The 19,168-nt window shown below is 72.9% G+C and carries 21 protein-coding genes and 1 pseudogene; 11 read left to right on the top strand and 11 right to left on the bottom strand.

The window, feature by feature from the left end; translation table 11 throughout:
- Nucleotides 1–152: 152 nt before the first annotated feature.
- The 5 genes and pseudogenes from AB8A24_RS32120 to AB8A24_RS32100 form a co-directional block, all read right to left on the bottom strand.
- The gene (locus AB8A24_RS32120; protein WP_328959999.1) at nucleotides 153–908 is read right to left on the bottom strand and encodes a hypothetical protein; all 756 of its coding nucleotides are present in this window, start codon (nucleotides 906–908) and stop codon (nucleotides 153–155) included.
- Nucleotides 909–1,069: 161 nt separating this feature from the next.
- Nucleotides 1,070–1,885, bottom strand: coding sequence for a hypothetical protein (locus tag AB8A24_RS32115; protein WP_369478274.1), 816 nt, complete (start codon nucleotides 1,883–1,885; stop codon nucleotides 1,070–1,072).
- Nucleotides 1,886–2,074: 189 nt separating this feature from the next.
- Nucleotides 2,075–2,257, bottom strand: coding sequence for a hypothetical protein (locus AB8A24_RS32110; RefSeq protein WP_030718260.1), 183 nt, complete (start codon nucleotides 2,255–2,257; stop codon nucleotides 2,075–2,077).
- Nucleotides 2,258–2,338: 81 nt separating this feature from the next.
- Nucleotides 2,339–2,977: pseudogene (locus tag AB8A24_RS32105) on the bottom strand (DUF6596 domain-containing protein); the annotation flags it as partial.
- Nucleotides 2,967–3,155 carry a hypothetical protein gene (locus AB8A24_RS32100; protein ID WP_369478273.1) on the bottom strand — a complete coding sequence of 63 codons (189 nt, stop codon included), beginning with the start codon at nucleotides 3,153–3,155 and terminating at the stop codon, nucleotides 2,967–2,969. The gene AB8A24_RS32100 and the pseudogene AB8A24_RS32105, both read right to left, overlap by 11 nt.
- 172 nt (nucleotides 3,156–3,327) lie before the next feature.
- On the opposite strand from AB8A24_RS32100, the gene AB8A24_RS32095 reads away from it, so the two are divergent.
- The 4 genes from AB8A24_RS32095 (at nucleotide 3,328) to AB8A24_RS32080 (ending at nucleotide 5,956) form a co-directional block, all read left to right on the top strand.
- The gene (locus AB8A24_RS32095; RefSeq protein WP_266479846.1) at nucleotides 3,328–3,759 is read left to right on the top strand and encodes a GNAT family N-acetyltransferase; all 432 of its coding nucleotides are present in this window, start codon (nucleotides 3,328–3,330) and stop codon (nucleotides 3,757–3,759) included.
- Between the two features lie 45 nt (nucleotides 3,760–3,804).
- Nucleotides 3,805–4,158: a VOC family protein gene (locus AB8A24_RS32090; RefSeq protein WP_328960002.1), complete on the top strand. Its 354-nt coding sequence runs from the start codon at nucleotides 3,805–3,807 to the stop codon at nucleotides 4,156–4,158.
- A 112-nt stretch (nucleotides 4,159–4,270) separates the two neighbouring features.
- Complete coding sequence (locus AB8A24_RS32085; protein ID WP_369478272.1) at nucleotides 4,271–5,131, top strand: PhzF family phenazine biosynthesis protein; 861 nt, start codon at nucleotides 4,271–4,273, stop codon at nucleotides 5,129–5,131.
- 117 nt (nucleotides 5,132–5,248) lie between these two features.
- Nucleotides 5,249–5,956, top strand: coding sequence for a hypothetical protein (locus AB8A24_RS32080; RefSeq protein WP_369478271.1), 708 nt, complete (start codon nucleotides 5,249–5,251; stop codon nucleotides 5,954–5,956).
- 26 nt (nucleotides 5,957–5,982) lie between these two features.
- Here AB8A24_RS32080 and AB8A24_RS32075 read toward each other — a convergent pair whose 3' ends face one another.
- Together AB8A24_RS32075 and AB8A24_RS32070 are read right to left on the bottom strand one after the other, a co-directional pair.
- Complete coding sequence (locus tag AB8A24_RS32075; protein WP_266479854.1) at nucleotides 5,983–6,222, bottom strand: hypothetical protein; 240 nt, start codon at nucleotides 6,220–6,222, stop codon at nucleotides 5,983–5,985.
- Between the two features lie 116 nt (nucleotides 6,223–6,338).
- Nucleotides 6,339–7,004 (bottom strand): lysophospholipid acyltransferase family protein, encoded by a 666-nt coding sequence (locus tag AB8A24_RS32070; RefSeq protein ID WP_328960005.1) that lies wholly within the window; start codon nucleotides 7,002–7,004, stop codon nucleotides 6,339–6,341.
- 230 nt (nucleotides 7,005–7,234) lie between these two features.
- Between AB8A24_RS32070 and AB8A24_RS32065 the strand changes: the two genes are divergently transcribed.
- On the top strand, nucleotides 7,235–9,817 hold the full coding sequence (locus AB8A24_RS32065) for a serine hydrolase (protein WP_369478270.1): 2,583 nt from the start codon (nucleotides 7,235–7,237) through the stop codon (nucleotides 9,815–9,817).
- Between the two features lie 69 nt (nucleotides 9,818–9,886).
- Here the strand turns inward: AB8A24_RS32065 and AB8A24_RS32060 are convergent, their stop codons facing one another.
- Both AB8A24_RS32060 and AB8A24_RS32055 read right to left on the bottom strand, forming a co-directional pair.
- Nucleotides 9,887–10,705 (bottom strand): hypothetical protein, encoded by an 819-nt coding sequence (locus AB8A24_RS32060; protein WP_369478269.1) that lies wholly within the window; start codon nucleotides 10,703–10,705, stop codon nucleotides 9,887–9,889.
- Entirely contained in the window at nucleotides 10,705–11,982 is a 1,278-nt protein-coding gene (locus AB8A24_RS32055; RefSeq protein ID WP_369478268.1) for a VWA domain-containing protein, read from the bottom strand. Before AB8A24_RS32055 ends, AB8A24_RS32060 begins: the two co-directional genes overlap by 1 nt.
- Before the next feature lie 173 nt (nucleotides 11,983–12,155).
- Between AB8A24_RS32055 and AB8A24_RS32050 the strand changes: the two genes are divergently transcribed.
- A complete protein-coding gene (locus tag AB8A24_RS32050; RefSeq protein WP_328960009.1) occupies nucleotides 12,156–12,518 on the top strand; it encodes a DUF6204 family protein in 363 nt (120 codons plus the stop codon).
- Nucleotides 12,519–12,598: 80 nt separating this feature from the next.
- Here the strand turns inward: AB8A24_RS32050 and AB8A24_RS32045 are convergent, their stop codons facing one another.
- Complete coding sequence (locus tag AB8A24_RS32045) at nucleotides 12,599–14,281, bottom strand: FAD-dependent monooxygenase (RefSeq protein ID WP_369478267.1); 1,683 nt, start codon at nucleotides 14,279–14,281, stop codon at nucleotides 12,599–12,601.
- Between the two features lie 76 nt (nucleotides 14,282–14,357).
- Entirely contained in the window at nucleotides 14,358–14,768 is a 411-nt protein-coding gene (locus AB8A24_RS32040) for an organic hydroperoxide resistance protein (RefSeq protein ID WP_266479866.1), read from the bottom strand.
- Between the two features lie 128 nt (nucleotides 14,769–14,896).
- Here AB8A24_RS32040 and AB8A24_RS32035 point away from each other — a divergent pair, with 128 nt between their 5' ends.
- The 5 genes from AB8A24_RS32035 (at nucleotide 14,897) to AB8A24_RS32015 (ending at nucleotide 19,162) form a co-directional block, all read left to right on the top strand.
- Nucleotides 14,897–15,382: a MarR family winged helix-turn-helix transcriptional regulator gene (locus AB8A24_RS32035; RefSeq protein WP_369478266.1), complete on the top strand. Its 486-nt coding sequence runs from the start codon at nucleotides 14,897–14,899 to the stop codon at nucleotides 15,380–15,382.
- A gap of 79 nt (nucleotides 15,383–15,461) precedes the next feature.
- Complete coding sequence (locus AB8A24_RS32030) at nucleotides 15,462–16,496, top strand: PHP domain-containing protein (RefSeq protein ID WP_369478265.1); 1,035 nt, start codon at nucleotides 15,462–15,464, stop codon at nucleotides 16,494–16,496.
- Nucleotides 16,497–16,609: 113 nt separating this feature from the next.
- Entirely contained in the window at nucleotides 16,610–17,335 is a 726-nt protein-coding gene (locus AB8A24_RS32025) for a VanZ family protein (protein WP_328960013.1), read from the top strand.
- A 59-nt stretch (nucleotides 17,336–17,394) separates the two neighbouring features.
- Entirely contained in the window at nucleotides 17,395–18,090 is a 696-nt protein-coding gene (locus AB8A24_RS32020; RefSeq protein ID WP_328960014.1) for a response regulator transcription factor, read from the top strand.
- Nucleotides 18,083–19,162, top strand: coding sequence for a HAMP domain-containing sensor histidine kinase (locus tag AB8A24_RS32015; protein WP_328960015.1), 1,080 nt, complete (start codon nucleotides 18,083–18,085; stop codon nucleotides 19,160–19,162). Before AB8A24_RS32020 ends, AB8A24_RS32015 begins: the two co-directional genes overlap by 8 nt.
- Nucleotides 19,163–19,168: the final 6 nt, after the last annotated feature.

The raw sequence follows: 19,168 nt of genomic DNA, 5'->3' as shown, positions 1-19,168 counted from the left end.
CGCGCGCGTCCGCGTCGGGGAGCCGGCGTCTTTCGCAGGCGGCGCGTATCCGCGCGCTCATCGAGCGGTTCGGCCGAGTCGAGGGGGTGCGGCAGGGATCCGCCGTGCCCTGTCGACGGCGCGGCCCGGCCCTCCCCGGTCTTCCTGGTGCGTCAGCCTGCCGCAGCCGTGCGGTACGCCGCTACGGCGGCCGGGAGGACGGCCTCGACACCGGACCGCGGCTTCTGCCCGACCACCTTCTGCACCATGAGGATCACGTCACCCTCGCGGACGAACCCCGTCTCGCTGATGAACGGGTCGGTGGCTTCGGGCACGGTGGAGGTGATCCGGAGCACCAGGCTGTCGTCCGCCCGTACGTCCGCTCCCGTCACCGACACGGTCGACTGCCCGTGGGTACCGTCGACGAAGGTGTTCGTGTAGGAGGGGCAGCGCTGCGCGGCGCCCCGGATGGCGTCCATGACCGCGGCCGCCTGGCCGGGTGCGTACCGGTCGAGGGATTCCTGGCCGAACCAGCCCTCGTCGTCACCGTAACCGTCACCGTCGCTGTCACCGTCACCGTCGGGCACCTGCTCCAGTCCGACCGCGACGTCCTCCACGGGTGGGGCATGAACCGTCATGAAGGTCCCGACGCCGAGTTCGGGGCAGGGCATCGAAGGGATCGAAACGGTGGAGGCGGGGGCGTGCGGTGCACCGGTCGTCGTCGAGTTGATCTGTTCCGTCAGCGCCTTGAAGCCGTCCGGGAGCTGGGCCTGGGTCAGCAGGCCGTCGCGCAACCTGTCCTGCAGCGGCGTCGCAGCGGACGGCGAGGCCGACCGCGGGTGCGCCGACGAGTCGGCGGAGCAAGCCGACGTGCCGACGATCGCCATGGTGGCCACCGCCACCGCCACCGCGGCATGACGTGCGCGCACTGGTCCGTCCCCCTCAGGTCTGTGGATGGCTCACCCTCGCACATGGCTTCCGTGCCCTCCGCCGCGCCCCTGCGGCTCGGGGACCGTCGGCCCGGATCACGGCCTCGTGGCTGACGCCGAGCGCGATCGGCCGACCCACGTCGGGCGGCCGGGCGGGCGGATCAGTGGGCCCAGGGCAGTCGTACGGCCTCGATCTCCGAGTCGTCGAGGAGGGCTTCGACCAGTGGGGCCGGGCCGGCGACCTTGGTGGCACACAGGTCGTAGTCCGTACACAGGACCCAGGAACGGTCGTGGGCCCAGAAATTGGACGGGGTCCACCACTCTTCGTCGGGATGGTCGTACAAGGCCTTGGCGTCCGCGAGCCGGCCGGCCCGGACGTGCAGGTTCTCGAAGTCCTCGGCCCCTTGGCCCAGCGGGGTGTAGTAGGCGAGGCAGCGGGTGTCCGCGCCCTGCGGGCTGTGCTCGGTGAGGATCTCGATCAGCCGGTCCCAGTCGGCACGCCCCAGGCTTCCCTCGGACGGACCGGTGATATCGAGGGGCCAACCACCCGGCTCGCGGAGCGAAGGGAAGGACGCGTGACAGGGCAGGTGGCCCTCGGCGGCCACGGGATCTCCGGTCCGCCGGGCGAGCTCTGCCCAGCGCAGGCGGCGCCAGCGTGGTCCGGGGTGCTCGCCTCTGGACGGGGCGAAGATGTTCGAGGGATCGGTGAACACCTCCGCGGGGTCGAGGCCCGGGATGATCTCGGGGTCGGCGCTCTTGCGGTTCAGGAAGGCCCGCTGGTACGTGGGGTACGACATGTCGAACGGCCCGAGTTCGTGTTCGTACATGGAGTGGAGCACCCAGGCCGCGTCGGGCAGCGCCGGCGGCATGAACCCGGTGAGCCCGTCGTCGGCGGCCAGTTCCCGCAACCCGTCGGTCTCCGCGGACGCGGCGCGCGGCCAGCGGGCGGCCGCCAGGGCCGCTACGGTCTCGTACATCGGCTCAGGATATGTGTACGGATTCCCGGGCAGCCCGCCGCTCCGGTCCTCGACCACCACGGCAGCACGGCCCGTCGCCACGGAGCGGCCTTCGGCTTGCGGTGCCACACCCCCGGCGAGGCGGTGTGCCCGGTCGTCGTACGCGTCCATGCCCGGGCGGGCCCGACAACGGCTGCCGGGTCGGGCCCGCTATGCGGCCGGGACCACCGACGCGCGTATCGCGGAGGCCCACTCGCCCAGCAGGGTGGCGTGGCGGATCCGCTCCGCGTCGGAGAGGCGGCCCTCGGCGCGCGCGAAGAGGCAGCGGATGTCGGCGTTGATCTCGGCGAGGGATCGTTCGGGGACGAGGTGATCGTCAGAGGTCGGGCTCACGTGATCAAGAGTAGGCGGCACCTCTGACAACGGTGGACCATGTCCGTCATGCGGACGCCTCGAAAGCGGGGCTCGTCCCGCTCATTCCGCGAGCCGGGCGGCCCGGAAGCGGAGGTAGCGGCGCTCCGGAACGCTGAGCGTGAGGCCGGCGGCCTTCGCATAGGCGGCTCTCGCCTCCGCCCGCTCGCCCGCCATCTCCAGCAGGTGGGCCCGTACGGCCTCGAGCCGGTGGTGGCCCGCCAGGCGCTCGTCCTGGTCCAGGTCGGCGAGCAGGGCCAAGGCCCGCCGCGGCCCGTGCACCATGGCCACGGCGACCGCGTGGCCCAGGCGCTCCAGGGGGCCGGGGACCAGGCTGATCAGTACCTCGTACAGGGCGAGGATCTCCACCCAGTCGGTGTCCTCGTCACTCGCCGCCTCGTCGTGCACGGCCGCGATCGCGGCGCGCAACTGGTACGGGCCGAGCCGCGCGTGGGTGAGGGCGTCGCTGACCAGCGCGACCCCTTCGGTGATGGCGGCGCGGTCCCAGCACGTGCGGTCCTGCTCGGCGAGGGGGACCAGGTCGCCGTCGGGCGTGGTGCGGGCGGCCCGGCGGGCGTCGGTGAGCAGCATCAGCGCCAGCAGGCCGGCCACCTCGCCGTCGGCCGGGAGCCGCGCGTGGACGGCGCGGGTGAGGCGGATCGCCTCGGCGGCGAGGTCGGCGCGCTGCAGATCATGCCCCGACCAGACCCTGGCCGTCGACCCATTCGCCCGACTCGGTGAGGTCGTCGTTGAGGGCACCCATGTAGTCGAACATCGCCTTGAGGTCGGCTTCGGACCATCCGGGGCCGTCACCGTTCGCGGCGCCGCCCATGGCGTCGTAGTCGGACTGCTTGCCGAGAACCATCAGCATGTACTTCATGGGGTGCCACTCCTTCTGTTCTGCGCGGCGGCTCCGGGACCAGGATCGGGATCGGGATCGGGAGCCTTTCGTAGGGGACGTCGGAGCCGTCCCTCCCATTTCGACACGTCGGCCGCGGCCGCGCGACGGTTTCGGCCGGAGGCTGCCCCGTACGGCCCAGTAAGCTCATCGCATGAAGATCATCGACCTTGAGCCCGGCGACCCCCGGCTCACCGCCGACCTCCTTCCCGTGCTGCTCGAACTGCGTCCCCACCTCACGGAGGATCTGTTCCTCAGGATCCTCACGGAGGCGCACGGCCAGGGGCTGCGCTTCACCGCCGCCTACGACGCGGACGGCCGGTGCGTCGGCGCGGCCGGCTGGCGGATCGTCGTCAACACCGCGTCGGTCCGCTCGCTCTACGTCGACGACCTGGTCACGGCTGCCGCCGCCCGTTCCACCGGTGTGGGCCACGAGCTGCTCGCGCACCTGGAGCAGCACGCCCTGGCCGCCGGCTGCACCGCCCTCACGCTGGAATCGGGTACCCAGCGGACCGACGCGCACCGCTTCTACTTCCGCGAGCGGATGGCCGTCACCGCCTTCAGCTTCGAGAAGCCGCTCGGCTGACGCGTCCACCCGCCCGTCCGGTCGCCGTCCTGGCACCATGGCGACATGGAACGTGTGCTTGGAATCGGTGGGTACTTCATGCGGGCGGCCGACCCGGCGGCCCTCGCTGCCTGGTACCGCGACTGCCTGGGCCTGGACGCCGACGAACACGGCCTGTGGCAGCAGGGCGCCGGGCCGACAGTGTTCGCGCCGTTCGAGTCCGAGACCGACTACTTCGGCTCCCGCACCCAGCAGACCATGCTCAACTTCCGGGTCGACGACCTCGACGCGATGCTCGCGCAACTGCGCGCCGAGGGAGCGGCCGTGGACCAGGAGACGCAGGACATGGAAGGTGTCGGTCGATTCGGCTGGGTCACCGACCCGGAGGGCAACCGGGTCGAACTGTGGCAGCCCGCCTGACTCCTTCGGCACGTAGCCGGTCACACCGCCCCTACGCGTCGTACGAGGCCGCAGGCCACTCTCCTGGAATTGGCCTTGCCTCGCAGCCGATTGGCCTCGATACGTTCGCGGCATGCGCATCCAGGTCGTAGACGCCTTCACCAGCCGCCCCTTCACCGGAAACCCCGCCGGGGTCTGCCTGCTCCCGGCCGGCCCCTGGCCGGACGACGCGTGGCTGGGGCAGCTCGCCGCCGAGTTGAACCATCCCGAGACGGCCTTCGCCCTGCCGCTCCCGGCCGGGGCCGAGGCCGACTGGGAGATCCGCTGGTTCACCCCGCTCGTCGAGGCCAACCTGTGCGGCCACGCCACGTTGGCCACGGTGCACACGCTGCGCCGGGCGGGGCTGCTGACCGGCGGCCCGGTGCGGTTCCTGAGCCGGTCAGGCGGTCTGCTCACCGCGTGGGCCGAGGGGGACGAGGGGAACGAAGGCGAGGACGGGGAGATCACGCTGGACTTCCCGTCCGCCCCCACGAGCGAGGTTCCGATACCCGCGGGCCTCGCCGACGCCTTGGGCGTCCGGCCCGAAGCCACGTTCGGAACGGGCGCGCTGGGCGATCTGCTCGCCGTACTGCCCGACGAGGCCGCCGTACGGGCGCTGCGGCCCGACCTGGCGGCGATCGCGGCCCTGTCCCTGCGCGAGGAGTGGCGCGGGGTCATCGTCACCCCCCCGGCGGGCGCCGCCGGGGCGGAGTCCGGATACGACTTCGTCTCCCGGTTCTTCGCTCCCGCGAGGGGCATCCCCGAGGACCCTGTCACCGGCAGCGCCCACACCGCACTGGCTCCCTACTGGGCGGCGCGGCTGGGCTGCCTCGACGCCCTCACCGGTCTGCAGGCCTCGGGACGTCCGGGGCGGGTGAAGGTCGCGCTCCAGGGGGACCGGGTCCTCCTCACGGGGCGCGCGGTCACCGTCCTGGAGGCCACGCTCCGCGTCTGACCGGTCCTCGGGGAACCGTGACCGAACCGTCGCCGCCTCGACGCGTGATCGACCTCGTCGGCAGGGGCGCCGCCTTGCTAGCTTCCTGCCGAAGCCGACCCCTGGAGGACCGATCCCATGCCAGTATCCCGAGGCCCCCGCAGCGCACTGAGCGCGGCGGCCGTGGCCGCCGTCCTGCTGGCGGGTGCCACCGGATGTGGGGAGAAGCACGGCACGGCCCCGGCGGCGGCCTCCGTCTCGGCGTCCGCGGAGGTGTCGGCGTCGGCGTCCGAGTCGGTATCGGCCGCCGCCTCTCCGTCGTCCCCGGCCGCCTCGCCGCCCGGATCCTCCGCGCCGGCGAGCCCGACCGTGCCCCGGGCCGTGACGCCTCCCCCGGCTCCGACCCGGCTCACCGTCGCGGTCGACACCCGGGGCGGCCGGCTCGCCCTCGTACGCGGTGGCGCCCCGCAGGAGTTCACCGTCACCCTGCGGAACGGCAATTCCGCCGCGTACCGGCACGTGCTGGTCGCCTTCCAGATGGAGATGCTGGTCGGCGAACCGGGCGCACGGGCGCGCAGCGGGCCGGGGTTCCTGCTGGAGCGCTTCGACCCGGCCTCGGGCAGCTGGCGCCCGGCCGACTTCCGCATCGCCAACGACACCGAACCGCTGTCCCTGTTCTCGGGTGGCAGCCCGCTCGCCCGCGAGGCCGTCCGCACCGAGCGCTACCGGCTGAGCGCCACGGCGGGCGGACCCACGGGCAGCAGCCCGGTCGTGGTGTCCTTCATCGACACGGACGCCGACAGCGAGGTCGCCGCCCATGTGCTCCTCGGGCACAGCACCCGCTGAGCGCACGGCCCGCCATCAGTGGCCCTCTAGGGATTGATGGTCCAGGTGAACTTGCCGCCGCTGAGCCAGTGGACCACTTCCAGGTCGTCGAGGTCGTGGATGATGATCCCCGCCTCGGCGGCGATCAGCAGTACGTCCGTCATCGAGCTCGCCCTGCCGACGAACTCGCCGTCGACCTCCACGATGCGGAAGGGCGGGTTTCCGGGTTGCACCCCCCGTACGGTGATCCGTGCCGGGGAGATGTGAGGTGTCGAGCCTTCGGTCATGCGGAGACGGTCGCACGCCGTGGCCGGTGACGGGCTCGGCGACACGTTCCGGGGGGCCGATCGGTTGCCTCCACGCCCGTCTGCGGGTGCGCGGCGCGCCGCTGCGGGACCGGTGGTCAGGCCGATTCCCTGACCGCCTCCCCGAGGGCGGACGCCGCGGTTCGCCAGGCGGCGGTGACCGCCTGACGGGCCCGGTCCGTGGCCTCCGGGACCCGGTCGGGCAGGTGCAGCGGCGAACCGATGTGGACGTGGAAGCAGGGGCGGCGCAGCGGGGCGGTGACGACGCCGGCGAGCTGCTTGGCACCGCTCCCGGAGCAGAGGCGGCGGGCACCCGCCTGACCTACGGGCACGACCGGGGCTCCGGTCGCGGCGGCGAGCCGGGCCAGGCCGCTGCGAAAGGGGCCGGGGGCCGTCTCCCCGGCGTCGCGGCGCACGGGCAGGCCGCCTTCGCCGTAGAGCAGCACGCTGCGGCCCGAGGCGAGGGCGACGGCTGCGGCGTCGAGGGAGTCGGCCGCGCGGGTGGTGCCGCGGTGGACGGCGATATGGCCTTCGCGGCGGAGTGCGGAGCCGAGCAGCGGTACCCGCCAGAGGCCACTGGTGGCCAGGATGACCGGTTCGATCCCGTGCCGGCGCAGGGCGGCGACCACGACGGCCGGGTCGGCGAGGGAGGTGTGGTTGGCGACCAGGATGGCACCGGGGGCGGCGGGCCGGGCCCCGGGGTCGGCGGTGACGGTCAGGCGCCCGAAGGCGGGCACGAGGGCGGCGGCGATTCGGCTGAGCATGGACGACCCCGTTCGGCTGGTGCGGTGGTGGTGCGGTGCGTTGTCGCCCCATGGTCGGCCGGTGGGGCGAGCGGGGTCATGAGTAGGCGTACTCAGCGAATATGACCGAACGGTCACAAGATCCAGCGCGTGGAACGACCGGGGCACCGGGGGTATCTAGCAGTGCGGCGGGGCCCCGTGGGGCCTCGCCGGTCGTGTCGGCATGATGTGAGCAGCAAGGCGGGGCTGGGATGAAGGCGGTAACGGTGGCGGGCGGTTCCTCGGACGACCCGAAGATCGAGGCAGAGACCACCGTCCTGGAGGGGGAGCCCGAGCCGACGGCCGAGGCCGAGGCCGATGCCGGCGTCGCCGGTGAGGACCGGGCGGAGCCGGAGGCCACGGACTCCGACGAACCGGCCGGTACGCCGGCGGATGGTGTCGCGGCGGAGCCGGAGGCCGATGCCGACCCCCGGACCGAACCGAAGGACCACGCGGACGCCGAGCCCCGGCCGGCGGCTGAGGCACAGGCCGAGGACGGGAACGAGGACGAGCAGGAGGACGAGAGCGAGGCCGACGCCGAACTCCCGGGCGAAGCACGCTCCGAGACGGACGCCGACCCCGCGCCCGAGGCCGAACCCGAGGTCGCGGCCCGCCCCGAGAAGGACGGCGAGCCCGCGGGCGAAGCCGTCCCCCAGGCCGAGCCGAAGGAGCAGGCTGACGCCGCGCCCGAAGCCGAGGCCAAGGGCGCGGCCCGCTCCGAAGCCGACGACGAGCCGGAGGCGAAGGCCGTAGCCGTAGGTGAGGTGGAGGCGAAGGCCGTAGCCGAACGTGAGCCGGAGGCGGACGCGGAGACCGAGGCGGAGACCGAGGCGGCCGTCGAGGACGAAGGCGATGGCGAGAAGGAGGACGGGAGCGAGGGCGACGCCGAACTCCCGGGCGAAGCGCGCTCCGAGGCCGACACCGAGCCGGAGTCGAAGACCGACGGCGACGGCGGACCTGTTGCCCCGGGCCAGGCTGACACCGCGTCCGAGCCGGAGGCTCCGGGCGGGGACGCGTCCGAGGCCGAGGCCGAGCCGGTGATTGAAGCGCCTTCCGACCAGACCATGCTCATCACCAAGCCCAAGCCGAAAGCCACCGAGCCCGACGCCGAAGCCGAGCCAGCCGTCGAAACACCGTCCGACCAGACCATGCTCATCACCCGGCCCAAGCCGAAGGCCACCGAGCCCGACGCCGAAGCCGAGACGGCCGTCGAAACACCGTCCGACCAGACCATGCTCATCACCAAGCCCAAGCCGAAAGCCACTGAGCCCGACGCCCCGCGGAAGGCTCCGTCCTGGGCGCGGAAAGCCGAGCCGGACACCGACACCGACGCCGTCCCCGACACCGACGCCGATCCCGAGCGGACGAGCCAGTTCGTCGCCCTCAAGGACGTCGACCTGCCCGCGCCCGTCGCGCCGCGGGCTCAACCTCAGCCCCCCGAGGCCCGGGTGGCCGCGCCGGCCCCCGCCGCACCGCTGCCCCCGCTGGAGCTGCTGGCCGACCTCACCAACACCCCTCCCCCGGCGGAGACCCCGCGCCGGACCGCGGTGCGCCGCGTCAAGATATGGACGCCGATCCTGCTGCTCCTCGTGGGCGCGGGGGCCGGTGCCCAACTGCTGCGCCCCCTGCCCGCCCCGCAGCTCGTCGCCGCCGAGACCGACCGCACCATCGGCGGGCAGTTCTCCGTCCCGTGGCCCGCCAAGGGCCAGGGCGCCGTTCGCGTCTCCGGCTCCGGCGACATCGGCACTTTCGGTGAGCAGAAGCCCGTCCCGACGGCCAGCGTCGCCAAGGTGATGACGGCCTACGTGATCCTCAAGGGCCACCCGCTCCGCAAGGCCGACCCGGGTCCGGACATCACGATCGACGCGAAGACCGTGGCGGACGGCAACTCCGACCACGAGTCCCGCGTCGAGGGTCTGACCGTCGGGCAGAAGTTCAGCCAGCAGGACGTGCTCAAGATGCTCATGATCCCCTCGGGCAACAACGCCGCGCGCCTGCTGGCGCGGTGGGACACCGGCACCGACTCCGAGGCCGCGTTCGTCGCGAAGATGAACGCCGCCGCCAAGGAGCTCGGGATGACGAACACCACGTACACGGACCCCAGCGGTCTGGACTCGGGCACCGTCAGCACCGCCGTCGATCAGCTGAAGCTCGCCGAAGCCGTCATGAAGGACGAGGTGTTCCGCTCGATCGTCGCGCTCCCGAACGCCAGCATCAAGGGGTTGTCCACGCGGCTCGAGAACAACAACATCCTGCTCACCTCCCAGGGGCTCAGCATCCGGGGGATCAAGACCGGTTCCAGCACGCCCGCCGGCGGGGCCCTGATGTGGGCGGCGTACAAGTCGATCGACGGCAAGGACCAGTTGATCCTCGGCACGTTGATGGACCAGCATGTGGACGGGCCGGACGAGGACGGCGGGAACAGCCTGAAGCTGGTGCTGGCGAACAGCAAGACGATCATCGAGGGGGTACGGACGGCGCTCGCGTCGGCTCCGGTGATCCGGAAGGGCGACGTCGTGGGCCATGTCGACGACGGGCTCGGTGGCCGTACGCCGCTGGTGGCCACCAAGGACCTGAACGTGATCGGCGTCCCGGGCCAGCAGCTGAAGCTGTCCCTCAAGGCCGGTGCCGATGCCGGTGCGGGCGCCGGACCGCTGCCGCACACCGCGAAGGCCGGTTCCGAAGTGGCCGTGCTGACCGTGGGCAGCGGGGAAGGGGCCCGGAGCGTGCCGGTGGCGGTCAAGGACGCCCTTGTCGAGCCCGGCTTCGGCACCCGGCTCACCCGTGGTCGCTGACCGGACGGACATCGCCGACCCCGGCAGGGGTGGGGAGGCCGCGCCCGTCGGGCGCGGCCTCCCCGTTTTTCAGGCGCCCGGCGGGACCCTGGACGGGCGGCCCGTGCCGCGCGTCAGGGAGTGGCCGAGGATGCCCGCGAGGGCGGCGAGCACACCGCCCGCGGCGGTCCAGATCCAGCGGTCCGACCACCAGCCGCCGGACCAGTCGTCCTCCGGCTCGCGCAGGGTCGCGGTGACGGTGCCGGCGACCAGCGGGGTGGAGAGCGCGCCGTCCACCGCGTTGATGCCGCCGGTCTCCTTGACCTCGGCCTCGACCGCCGCGCGTACCGGCAGGCCCAGGTCGTCCTCCGGCGCGTCGACGACGGTCAGCCGTACGTAGTAGCTGCCCGGCAGCGGATCGTTGGCCCACGGCTCGGCGCCCGCCCGTACGGTGCGCAGGGTGCAGGACAGTTCGACCGTGGCGGCTTCCTTCGCCGCGGCGGCGGTCTGCGTGCCGTAGGTGCACGCCTGCCGGCGACGCAGTCCGTCGTACACGTCGAGCTGCCAGGTCGAGGCACCGTGCCGGGCCTTCGACTCGGGCAGGGTGACGGCGGCCTTCACCGTGGCGCGCTGCTGCGCGTCGATCGGCACCACCCAGTAGAGGTAGTCGCCGCTGGACGCGCCGGCCGTGGCCTTCTGGCCCGGGCGGAACGCCGCCGCGGTACGGAAGCTGGTGCCGGCCTCGGTCGGAGCCGATTCGGCCTTGGCCCCGCCCGGACTCGCACTGGCGCTGGCGCTGGCGCTCGGCGAGGGCGTCTCCGCGACAGCCGTGCCCACGGCCGTACCCGCCACCGTGAGGGCGGCTGCCGCGGCCAGCAGGGACGCGGTCAGTGTGCCTACTCTACGCATCAGTTGGTCCTCCAGACGGAGATGCGCCAGCGGGAGATCCATCCCCACACCAGACCGGCCAGCAGTCCGGCGAGCGCCAGCACGGCCAGCAGCCACCAGCCCCGCCCGAGACCGAAGGCGGCGACGTCGGAGGCCTCGTCGGGGCCGTCCACCACGTCGATGGTCAGCTCGACGGGCATGCCCGGGGTCGTCTTGACGGAGGCGGGAGCGGAGAAGGAGTTGCTGACCTGGAGGCAGACGGTCTCGGGCACGGGCTTGTCGTCCGAGTCCGCGCCGTCGATCTCGGCCTTCGGGTAGCGCAGGCCGGTGGAGAGGACGTCGGTGCGCCCGTCACCCGCCTCCGAGCCGCGGACGATCTCGCGCCCGTGGACGGTGGTGGCGCGCAGCAGGACGCCGTAGTCGTTGTTGACGGCGCGGTCGGCGCCGATGCTGACGGAGGCGCGCAGTTCCTGGCCGGGGAGGACGTCGACCCGGTACCAGCGGTGCTCACCGAAGGTCTCGCGGTCGCTGTAGAGGCCGGCCTTCAGCTGCGGGGCGCCCGTGCACTGCTTGGCGCCTTCGGTCGCCACCGGGTTGACGAGCGGGTCCGCGGCCCGGTCGACGAGTTGTTTCACTCGGCTGGAGAGGTCCGCCTTGTGCTGCACCGAGGTGTAGGTGCCGCCGGTGGCCTCGGCGATGCAGGTCAGCTGCGCCCGGGTCTTGGCGTCCGGGACCAGGCCGAGGGTGTCGATGACCAGGTGGATGCCCTTGGCGGCGATGTCGCGCGCCACCTCGCACGGGTCGAGCGGGGCGCAGGTGTCCTCGCCGTCCGTGATGAGCACGATCCGCTTGGAGCCGTTGCCGCCTTCCAGGTCCTGGGCCGCGCCGAGCAGGGCCGGTCCGATCGGCGTCCAGCCGGTGGGTGCGAGGGTCGCCACCGCCGTCTTCGCCTCGGTCCGGTCGAGGGGGCCGACCGCGTAGAGCTGCTTGGTGTCCTTGCAGCCCAGGGCCCGGTCGTCCCCGGGGTAGTCGGCCCCCAGGGTCCGTATGCCGAGGCGTACCTCGGCCGGGACCGCGTCGATGACCTCGTTGAAGGCCTGCTTGGCCGCGGCCATGCGGGTCTGTCCGTCGATGTCGTTGGCCCGCATGGAGCCGCTGACGTCCAGGACGAGGTCGACCTTGGGGGGTTCCTTCGCCGTCGGTTCGTCGGCGGCGGTGGCGCTCGCCGGGAAGAGCCCGACGGCCAGGGCGGCGAGCAGGCCGCACGCCCCGACCGCAAGCCGTTTTCTTGTGATCATCGCCGGATCGTATTGAGGATCGTCCGGCAATCCAAAACGGGCTGCCGGCCGGGGCTTTCGGGGCGTCCGTGCGGTGTACGCGGCCTTGCGCCGACCGTCCACGAGGTGTCGGGCGGGGCGGACCGGCGGATATCCGGGTGCATGGGACGGAGCGTCCGACCTAGGCTCCGAGGATGAGTACTACCCGTACCTTCCGTATCACCGTCCGCGGCTCCTTCGACGGTCTGACCGACGACCAGCGGGCCGAGCTGCTCGCCGCCGCGCCCGAGCACGACATGCTGCGCGCGCAGTTCACCGCCGAGGGGCACCTGTCGTACGACCTCGCGGCGCGCCCCTTCTTCACCTTCCGCTTCCTGGATTCGGGTGAGGCCGAGGAGGACATCCTCGACGCGACGGCCCGGGCGGAGCTGGCGGCGGAGAGCTGGCTGGCCGAGCGCGGGTACGGCTTCAAGCAGCTGAAGTCACAGGCCCAGGACATGTCGCTGGCCCCGCTGGGCAAGCGACAGCGGCGGGAGGCCGCCCGGTCCGGCGCCTGACGGATCGGTCCGATGCCTGACGGATCGGTTCGGCGCTGACGGATCGGTTGGCCCTGACGGTTCGGTTCGGCCCTGACGGATCAGTTCGGCGGCGGGTTCGCGGCGAAGACGTTCGCGAGGTGGGCGGCCAGCCGGCGCGGGGCGGGTGGGGAGAGCCGGGCGCCGAGGTATCCGTCCGGGCGGATCACGAAGGCCGTGGGCTCCTGGACCGCGTACAGACGGGCGAACTCGCCCCGGCTGTCGGTGTAGACCGGCAGCGTCGTCCCGTCGGCCTCGACCACGGCGTCCGCATCCGCGTCGGCGCCCGGGTCGGCCGCGCGCACCAGGCAGACCTCCATCCGGCCGCCGGAGGACTCCCGGGCCGTCCGCACCAGCTCGTCGAGGGCGGGGCCGGACCCGGGCGCGGACCCGGCCCCGTACAGCAGCAGGACGTGGTCCCGCTCGCGCAGGACGTCGTACAGGCGCATCGGGTAGCCGGTGATGGGCCCGGTGAGGCCCGCGCAGTCGGGCGCCCGGTCGCCGGGCCGGGGGCCCGCGCCCTCGCCGGCCCCATCCACGGACGGGCTTCCCCGGTAGCCGACGAGGAGTTGGGCCTCGCGCATCATCAACGTCGCCGGGTCGTCGGGGTCGTTCTCCATTCCCTCGACGGCGTGCCGGACGGTGCGGCCGACGACTTCCTCGCCGACGGGCCGGCGCTCGGCGTCGTAGCCGGCGAGCAGGCCGGGGTGGGCGGCGCCCGCGCAGGCCAGGGCGAGTTTCCAGGCCAGGTTCCAGGCGTCCTGGATACCGGTGTTCATGCCCTGGGCGCCGGTCGGCGGGTGGATGTGGGCCGCGTCCCCGGCGACGAAGACCCGGCCGTCGCCGTAGCGGTCGACGATCCGGTGGCTGATGCGGAACACCGAGGTCCAGCGGATGTCGAAGGCGGTCGTGGGCTGCGGCGAGAGCCGGTCCAGGACGGTCTGGATATCGGCCTGTTCGGGGCCCCGGCCGCTCTGCAGGCCGTGTGTGATGCCGTCGGAGGCGGCCTCGGCCCGTCCCGCCGTGGAGAGTTCGGGCGGCACCATCATCGACATGCGGTACCGGCCCCGGCCGGGCAACGGGATGCAGACCAGCACGTCGTCGACCGCCCCGGCACCGTCCAGGTGCATGGCGCGCACGGCGTATCCGGGCGGCAGGTCCCAGTCGACGCGTACGTCGGCGAGCATGTACTCCTCGGCGAAGGCCCCGCCCTCGAAGCTGAGGCCGAGTCCCTTGCGGACGATGCTGTGGGCGCCGTCGCAGCCCACCAGGAAGCGGGTCCGTACCTCTTCCTCCGCCCCCGAGGCGGCACGCAGCCGGCAGGTCACCCCGTCGGCGTCCTGACCGAACGACACGAGTTCGGTGCCGCTTTCGACCGCGGTGCCGAAGCGGCTCAGGTGCTCGTCGAGGATGCGCTCGGTCTCGTACTGGGGCAGCGCCGCGAATCCGTACGGGACTTCGGGCGGCACGGAGAGGTCGATACGGGGCTGCTCGGCCCCGTTGACGTAGAGGAACTGGCCCCGCATCGGGACGGCCGCCTCCAGGGCGGTGCGGGCCAGTCCCATGCGGTCCCACACCTCGAAGGTGCGCGGCTGGATGCCCACGGCCTTGGCGAACGGCAGCCGGGCGGGCAGCCGGTCGACGATCCGGCAGGAGGCACCCCGTCGGCGCAGCTCCGCGGCGGCGGTCAGCCCGACCGGGCCGGCGCCGACGACCAGTACGTCCGTTGCGTAGGTGTGCGCCACCGGCGCCTCCTGGCGTGCGGCCCCCGAAGAGGTGGATGCTCCTCCATGGTGGCCGCCCGCCGGGTGTCCGGCATCTTTACTCGATCACGAGGTCCACGGCGATGTTGCCGCGGGTGGCGTTGGAGTAGGGGCAGACCTCGTGCGCCTGCTTGACCAGCAGGGCGCCCGTCTCGCCGGCGAGGGACTCGGGGAGCTCGACGCGCAGGACGACGGCGAGGCCGAAGCCGGCGCCCTCCTTGATGATGGAGACCTCCGCGGTGACGGAGGCCTCGCTGGTGTCGACCTTGGCCTGGCGGCCGACCAGACCGAGCGCGCTGGCGAAGCAGGCCGCGTAGCCGGCCGCGAAGAGCTGCTCGGGGTTGGTGCCCTGCCCGTTGCCGCCGAGCGCCGGGGGCATGGCGAGGGCGAGGTCGATCTGACCGTCGGAGCTGACGGCGCGGCCCTCGCGGCCGTTGGCGGTGGCGACAGCGGTGTAGAGCGCGTCCATGAGAGGTCCTCTCGCAGAAATGAACCGTGGTGGCGGCCGGTGGTCGGCCGCGCTCCACTACTAGAGCACACAATTCAGTTGTGCACAATTCAATGCCTCGCAAGTCCTTCCCGGGTACACTGGTCGTCATGACCGAGCAGCCCACCGCGACCCACGCCGACCAGGACTTCCTGCGCCTCGACGGACAGATCTGCTTCGCGCTGAACGCCGCGAGCCGCGCCTTCGGAGGGCTCTACCGGGTCGTCCTGAAGGACCTGGGGCTCACCTACCCCCAGTACCTGGTGATGCTCGTGCTGTGGGAGCACGGTGAGATGCCGGTCAAGGAGATCGGGCAGCACCTGCGACTGGACTCCGGAACGCTGTCCCCGCTGCTCAAGCGACTGGAGGCGGCCGGACTGGTCCGCCGCGAGCGCAGCACCGAGGACGAGCGGTCCGTGCACGCCCACCTGACCGAGGAAGGCGTCGCGCTGCGCGTCCGGGCGGTGGAGGTGCCCCGGCGGATCGCCGCCGCGACCGGCTTCGAGCTCACCGAGGTCCTCGACCTCCAGGCCCGGCTGAACCGTCTCACCGCCGCCCTCGACGCCGCCGTGCCCCGGGAGGTCGGAGAGGCGTAGCCGCCTCCCGCACCGGACACTGGGTCCGGGAGGGCTGGGGCGGGCGGCGGCAGGCGGAGCGGCGGGCAGGAGGTACGCGATGGACCCGGTTGCGGCGCTGGACCGGATCGCCTTCCTGCTGGAGCGTGCGCAGGCTCCCACCTACCGGGTAAGGGCCTTCCGGTCCGCGGCGGCCGCCCTCACCCGGATGGGCGAGAGCGAGGTGGCCGAGCGGGTCGCGGCCGGTTCCCTGGAGTCCGTGAAGGGCATCGGCCCCAAAACGGCCCAGGTCGTCCGGGAGGCACTCGGCGGAGCGGTCCCGGCCTATCTGCAGACGCTGGAGGACGAGATCGCCGCGCTCCCCGAGGGGCCTCCGGCCACGCCCGCCGCCACCGCGCTACGGGCGGCCCTCCGCGGGGACTGCCATGTGCACTCCGACTGGTCCGACGGCGGCAGTCCGATCGAGGCGATGGGGCGGGCGGCGGCCGCCCTGGGCCATGAATGGGCCGTACTGACCGACCACTCGCCGCGCCTGACCGTCGCGCGGGGGCTCTCCCCCGAGCGGCTGCGCGAGCAGCTGCGGGTGGTGGCCGAGCTCAACGACACCTGGGCGCCCTTCCGACTGCTCACCGGAATCGAGTGCGACATCCTCGACGACGGGGCCCTGGACCAGGAACCGGAGCTGTTGGAACAGCTCGACCTGGTCGTCGGCTCGGTGCACTCGAAGCTGCGGATGAACTCCCCCGCGATGACCCGGCGGCTGCTGGCGGCCGTGCGGAACCCGCTGATGGACGTCCTGGGCCACTGCACGGGGCGGCTGGTCACCGGCCGGACCCGGCCGGAGTCGCAGTTCGACGCGGAGGCGGTCTTCGCGGCCTGCGCGCGGAGCGGGACCGCCGTGGAGATCAACAGCCGGCCCGAGCGGCTGGACCCACCCCGGCGGCTGCTGCGGCTCGCCGTGGAGGCCGGCACCTTCTTCGCGATCGACACGGACGCGCACGCCCCTGGCCAGCTCGACTGGCAGATCGTCGGCTGCGAGAGGGCGGTGGAGTGCGAGGTTCCGACCGGGCGTGTCATCAACACCTGGCCGGCGGAGGAGCTCCAGGCCTGGACCCGCACCCGGGAGATGCCCTGACGGCCGTCCCGTCGCAGCCCGCGGCGGACCGCGGCGCGTGCATCGCGGGCGTATCGCGGGCGTATCGAAAATCGGATACGCCACCGCAACCGCCCTCCGCGTGGAATGTCGGCATGAACCATGACGCATCCCGGCCGGCACCGTCACCGCCCCGTCGCACGCGCGCGATCGTGCTCCTGGTCCTGGCCGTCCTCGGCCTGACGGGCGCCGCCCACGTCCTGCGGCGGCCGCTCATGATGTCCGCTCCGATGTGCGCGGCCGGCCGGTGGCACGGCTGCTACGACACGTTCAACGGTGTGGTGCTCATGACCTTGGCCACGCTGCCGGTGGCCCTGCTGGTGGCGTGGGCCCTGGCGCGCCGTCGACGCTCCGCCGGCCTCCGCTCGGCGTGGCGGCTGTCCCTCGCCGAGGTGGGCATGGTCCACGGCACGGTGCCGTTCGTGTGGATGACCATGATGCCGGGCGGTGGGGCCGGCGTGGTCCCCGCCCGGGTGAGCCTGGTACCGCTGCGGGACCTGGTCACCATGGGGCCGCTCGGGATCGGCGGCAACCTGCTGGTCCTGGCGGCGCTGGGCTTCTTCGCCCCGATGCGGTTCGCGGCGTCGGCGTCCCTGCCGCGGATCCTGGCGCTCGGGGCGGGCTGCTCGATCCTGATCGAGACCGCCCAGTACGTCCTGCGGCTGGACCGGGTCTCCTCCGTGGACGACGTACTGGTCAACGCCGCCGGGGCCGTGCTGGCCGCGCTCGCGTCGCGCCGCTGGTGGCGCACCACGACGGGGGCGCCGTCCGACCTGCCGCGCCCCGCCCCGGCGCCCGCGGCGGCGGGCCGGGTCGCGTGACCGGCGGTCGCACGTCGTCGCATACGTCGACGATATGGTGCGCTGCTTAAGCTTCGGACATGCGCGTACTGATCGTCGAGGACGAGCCCTACCTGGCCGAGGCCGTCCGCGACGGTCTACGACTGGAGGCGATCGCCGCCGACATCGCCGGCGACGGCGCCTGTGCCCTGGAACTGCTCAGCGTCCATTCCTACGACCTCGCGGTCCTCGACCGCGACATCCCCGCCCCCTCGGGCGACGAGGTCGCCCGGCGCATCGTCGCCTCCGGCAGCGGCATCCCGATCCTCATGCTCACCGCCGCCGACCGGATCGACGACAAGGCCTCCGGGTTCGGGCTCGGCGCCGACGACTACCTCACCAAACCGTTCGAGCTGCGCGAGCTCGTCCTGCGACTGAGGGCGCTCGACCGTAGGCGCGGGCACGCCCGGCCCCCGGTCCGCGAGATCGCGGGGCTGCGGCTCGACCCCTTCCGCCGGGAGGTGTTCCGCGACGGGCGCCATGTCGCGCTCACCCGCAAGCAGTTCGCCGTGCTGGAGGTCCTCGTCGCCGCCGAGGGCGGGGTCATCAGCGCCGAGGAGCTGCTGGAACGGGCCTGGGACGAGAACGCCGACCCCCTCACCAACGCCGTGCGCATCACCGTCTCCGCACTGCGCAAACGGCTCGGCGAACCATGGATCATCGCCACGGTGCCCGGCGTCGGCTACCGGATCGACACCGGTCCGGGCCCCACCGCCGCCGGCGGTACGCGTGGATAGACGACCCGGGTTCAGCGCCCGGCTGAGGCTCACCCTCAGCTACGTCGGGTTCCTCGCCCTCGCCGGCGCCCTGCTGCTGGCCGTGGTGTGGGTGTTCCTGCTGCGCTACGTACCCGACAACTCCCAGGGCCTGCTCGGGATCTCACCCAACCGCTACCTCCTGGTGCACACCTTCGCCCCCGCCGCGGCCGTGGCGATGGCCGTCCTGCTCGTGTTCGGCCTCGTCGGGGGATGGATCCTCGCCGGCCGGATGCTCGCACCGCTCACCCGGATCAGGGACGCGGCGCGGAAGGCCGGCGACGGGTCGCTGTCCCATCGGATCCGGATGCCAGGTCGTCAGGACGAATTCCGGGAGCTCTCCGACGCGTTCGACTCGATGCTCGAACAGCTGGAGTCCCACGTCGCGGAGCAGCGGCGGTTCGCCGCGAACGCGTCCCACGAACTGCGCACCCCGCTGGCGATCTCACGGACGCTCCTCGACGTCGCCCGCGAGGACCCGACACGGGACCGGGGCGAACTCATCGAGCGCCTGTACGTGGTCAACACGCGGGCGATCGACCTCACCGAGGCCCTCCTGCTGCTCAGTCGCGGCGACCGGGGACATTTCACCCGGGAAGGCGTCGACCTCTCCCTCCTCGCCGAGGAGGCCGCCGAGACGCTGCTCCCCCTCGCCGAGCAGCGCGGGATCACGCTCGACGTCACCGGCGGGGCGGCCCGGACCGAGGGTTCCGCGGAGCTGCTGCTGCGGATGGTGACGAACCTCGTCCAGAACGCCGTCGTCCACAACCTGCCCGCCGGGGGCACCGTGACGGTCCACACCGAGGCGCACGGCGCCACGAGCGTGCTGCGGGTCGAGAACACGGGCCCCCGGCTCCCCCCGGAACTGGTACCGACCCTGACCGAACCCTTCCGGCGGGGAGCGGACCGCGTACGCACCGACGAGCACGTCGGCGTGGGCCTCGGCCTGGCCATCGTGCACAGCGTCGTCCGCGCCCACGACGGGACCCTCGACCTGGTCCCCCGTCCCGCCGGCGGTCTCCTCGTCACGGTGCGGCTTCCCGGCACACCCTAGGGGTGC

Source organism: Streptomyces sp. BF23-19 (assembly GCF_041106355.1).
Lineage (GTDB): Bacteria > Actinomycetota > Actinomycetes > Streptomycetales > Streptomycetaceae > Streptomyces > Streptomyces virginiae_A.
This window is presented reverse-complemented; position numbering and strand designations above follow the sequence as displayed.

Bases quoted from the DNA above. Each gene is read 5' to 3' on its own strand.
- AB8A24_RS32115 (WP_369478274.1), bottom strand. From the start codon at position 1,885: ATGTACGAGACCGTAGCGGCCCTGGCGGCCGCCCGCTGGCCGCGCGCC.
- AB8A24_RS32100 (WP_369478273.1), bottom strand. From the start codon at position 3,155: ATGAAGTACATGCTGATGGTTCTCGGCAAGCAGTCCGACTACGACGCC.
- AB8A24_RS32095 (WP_266479846.1), top strand. From the start codon at position 3,328: ATGAAGATCATCGACCTTGAGCCCGGCGACCCCCGGCTCACCGCCGAC.
- AB8A24_RS32090 (WP_328960002.1), top strand. From the start codon at position 3,805: ATGGAACGTGTGCTTGGAATCGGTGGGTACTTCATGCGGGCGGCCGAC.
- AB8A24_RS32085 (WP_369478272.1), top strand. From the start codon at position 4,271: ATGCGCATCCAGGTCGTAGACGCCTTCACCAGCCGCCCCTTCACCGGA.
- AB8A24_RS32080 (WP_369478271.1), top strand. From the start codon at position 5,249: ATGCCAGTATCCCGAGGCCCCCGCAGCGCACTGAGCGCGGCGGCCGTG.
- AB8A24_RS32075 (WP_266479854.1), bottom strand. From the start codon at position 6,222: ATGACCGAAGGCTCGACACCTCACATCTCCCCGGCACGGATCACCGTA.
- AB8A24_RS32070 (WP_328960005.1), bottom strand. From the start codon at position 7,004: ATGCTCAGCCGAATCGCCGCCGCCCTCGTGCCCGCCTTCGGGCGCCTG.
- AB8A24_RS32065 (WP_369478270.1), top strand. From the start codon at position 7,235: ATGAAGGCGGTAACGGTGGCGGGCGGTTCCTCGGACGACCCGAAGATC.
- AB8A24_RS32060 (WP_369478269.1), bottom strand. From the start codon at position 10,705: ATGCGTAGAGTAGGCACACTGACCGCGTCCCTGCTGGCCGCGGCAGCC.
- AB8A24_RS32055 (WP_369478268.1), bottom strand. From the start codon at position 11,982: ATGATCACAAGAAAACGGCTTGCGGTCGGGGCGTGCGGCCTGCTCGCC.
- AB8A24_RS32050 (WP_328960009.1), top strand. From the start codon at position 12,156: ATGAGTACTACCCGTACCTTCCGTATCACCGTCCGCGGCTCCTTCGAC.
- AB8A24_RS32040 (WP_266479866.1), bottom strand. From the start codon at position 14,768: ATGGACGCGCTCTACACCGCTGTCGCCACCGCCAACGGCCGCGAGGGC.
- AB8A24_RS32035 (WP_369478266.1), top strand. From the start codon at position 14,897: ATGACCGAGCAGCCCACCGCGACCCACGCCGACCAGGACTTCCTGCGC.
- AB8A24_RS32030 (WP_369478265.1), top strand. From the start codon at position 15,462: ATGGACCCGGTTGCGGCGCTGGACCGGATCGCCTTCCTGCTGGAGCGT.
- AB8A24_RS32025 (WP_328960013.1), top strand. From the start codon at position 16,610: ATGAACCATGACGCATCCCGGCCGGCACCGTCACCGCCCCGTCGCACG.
- AB8A24_RS32020 (WP_328960014.1), top strand. From the start codon at position 17,395: ATGCGCGTACTGATCGTCGAGGACGAGCCCTACCTGGCCGAGGCCGTC.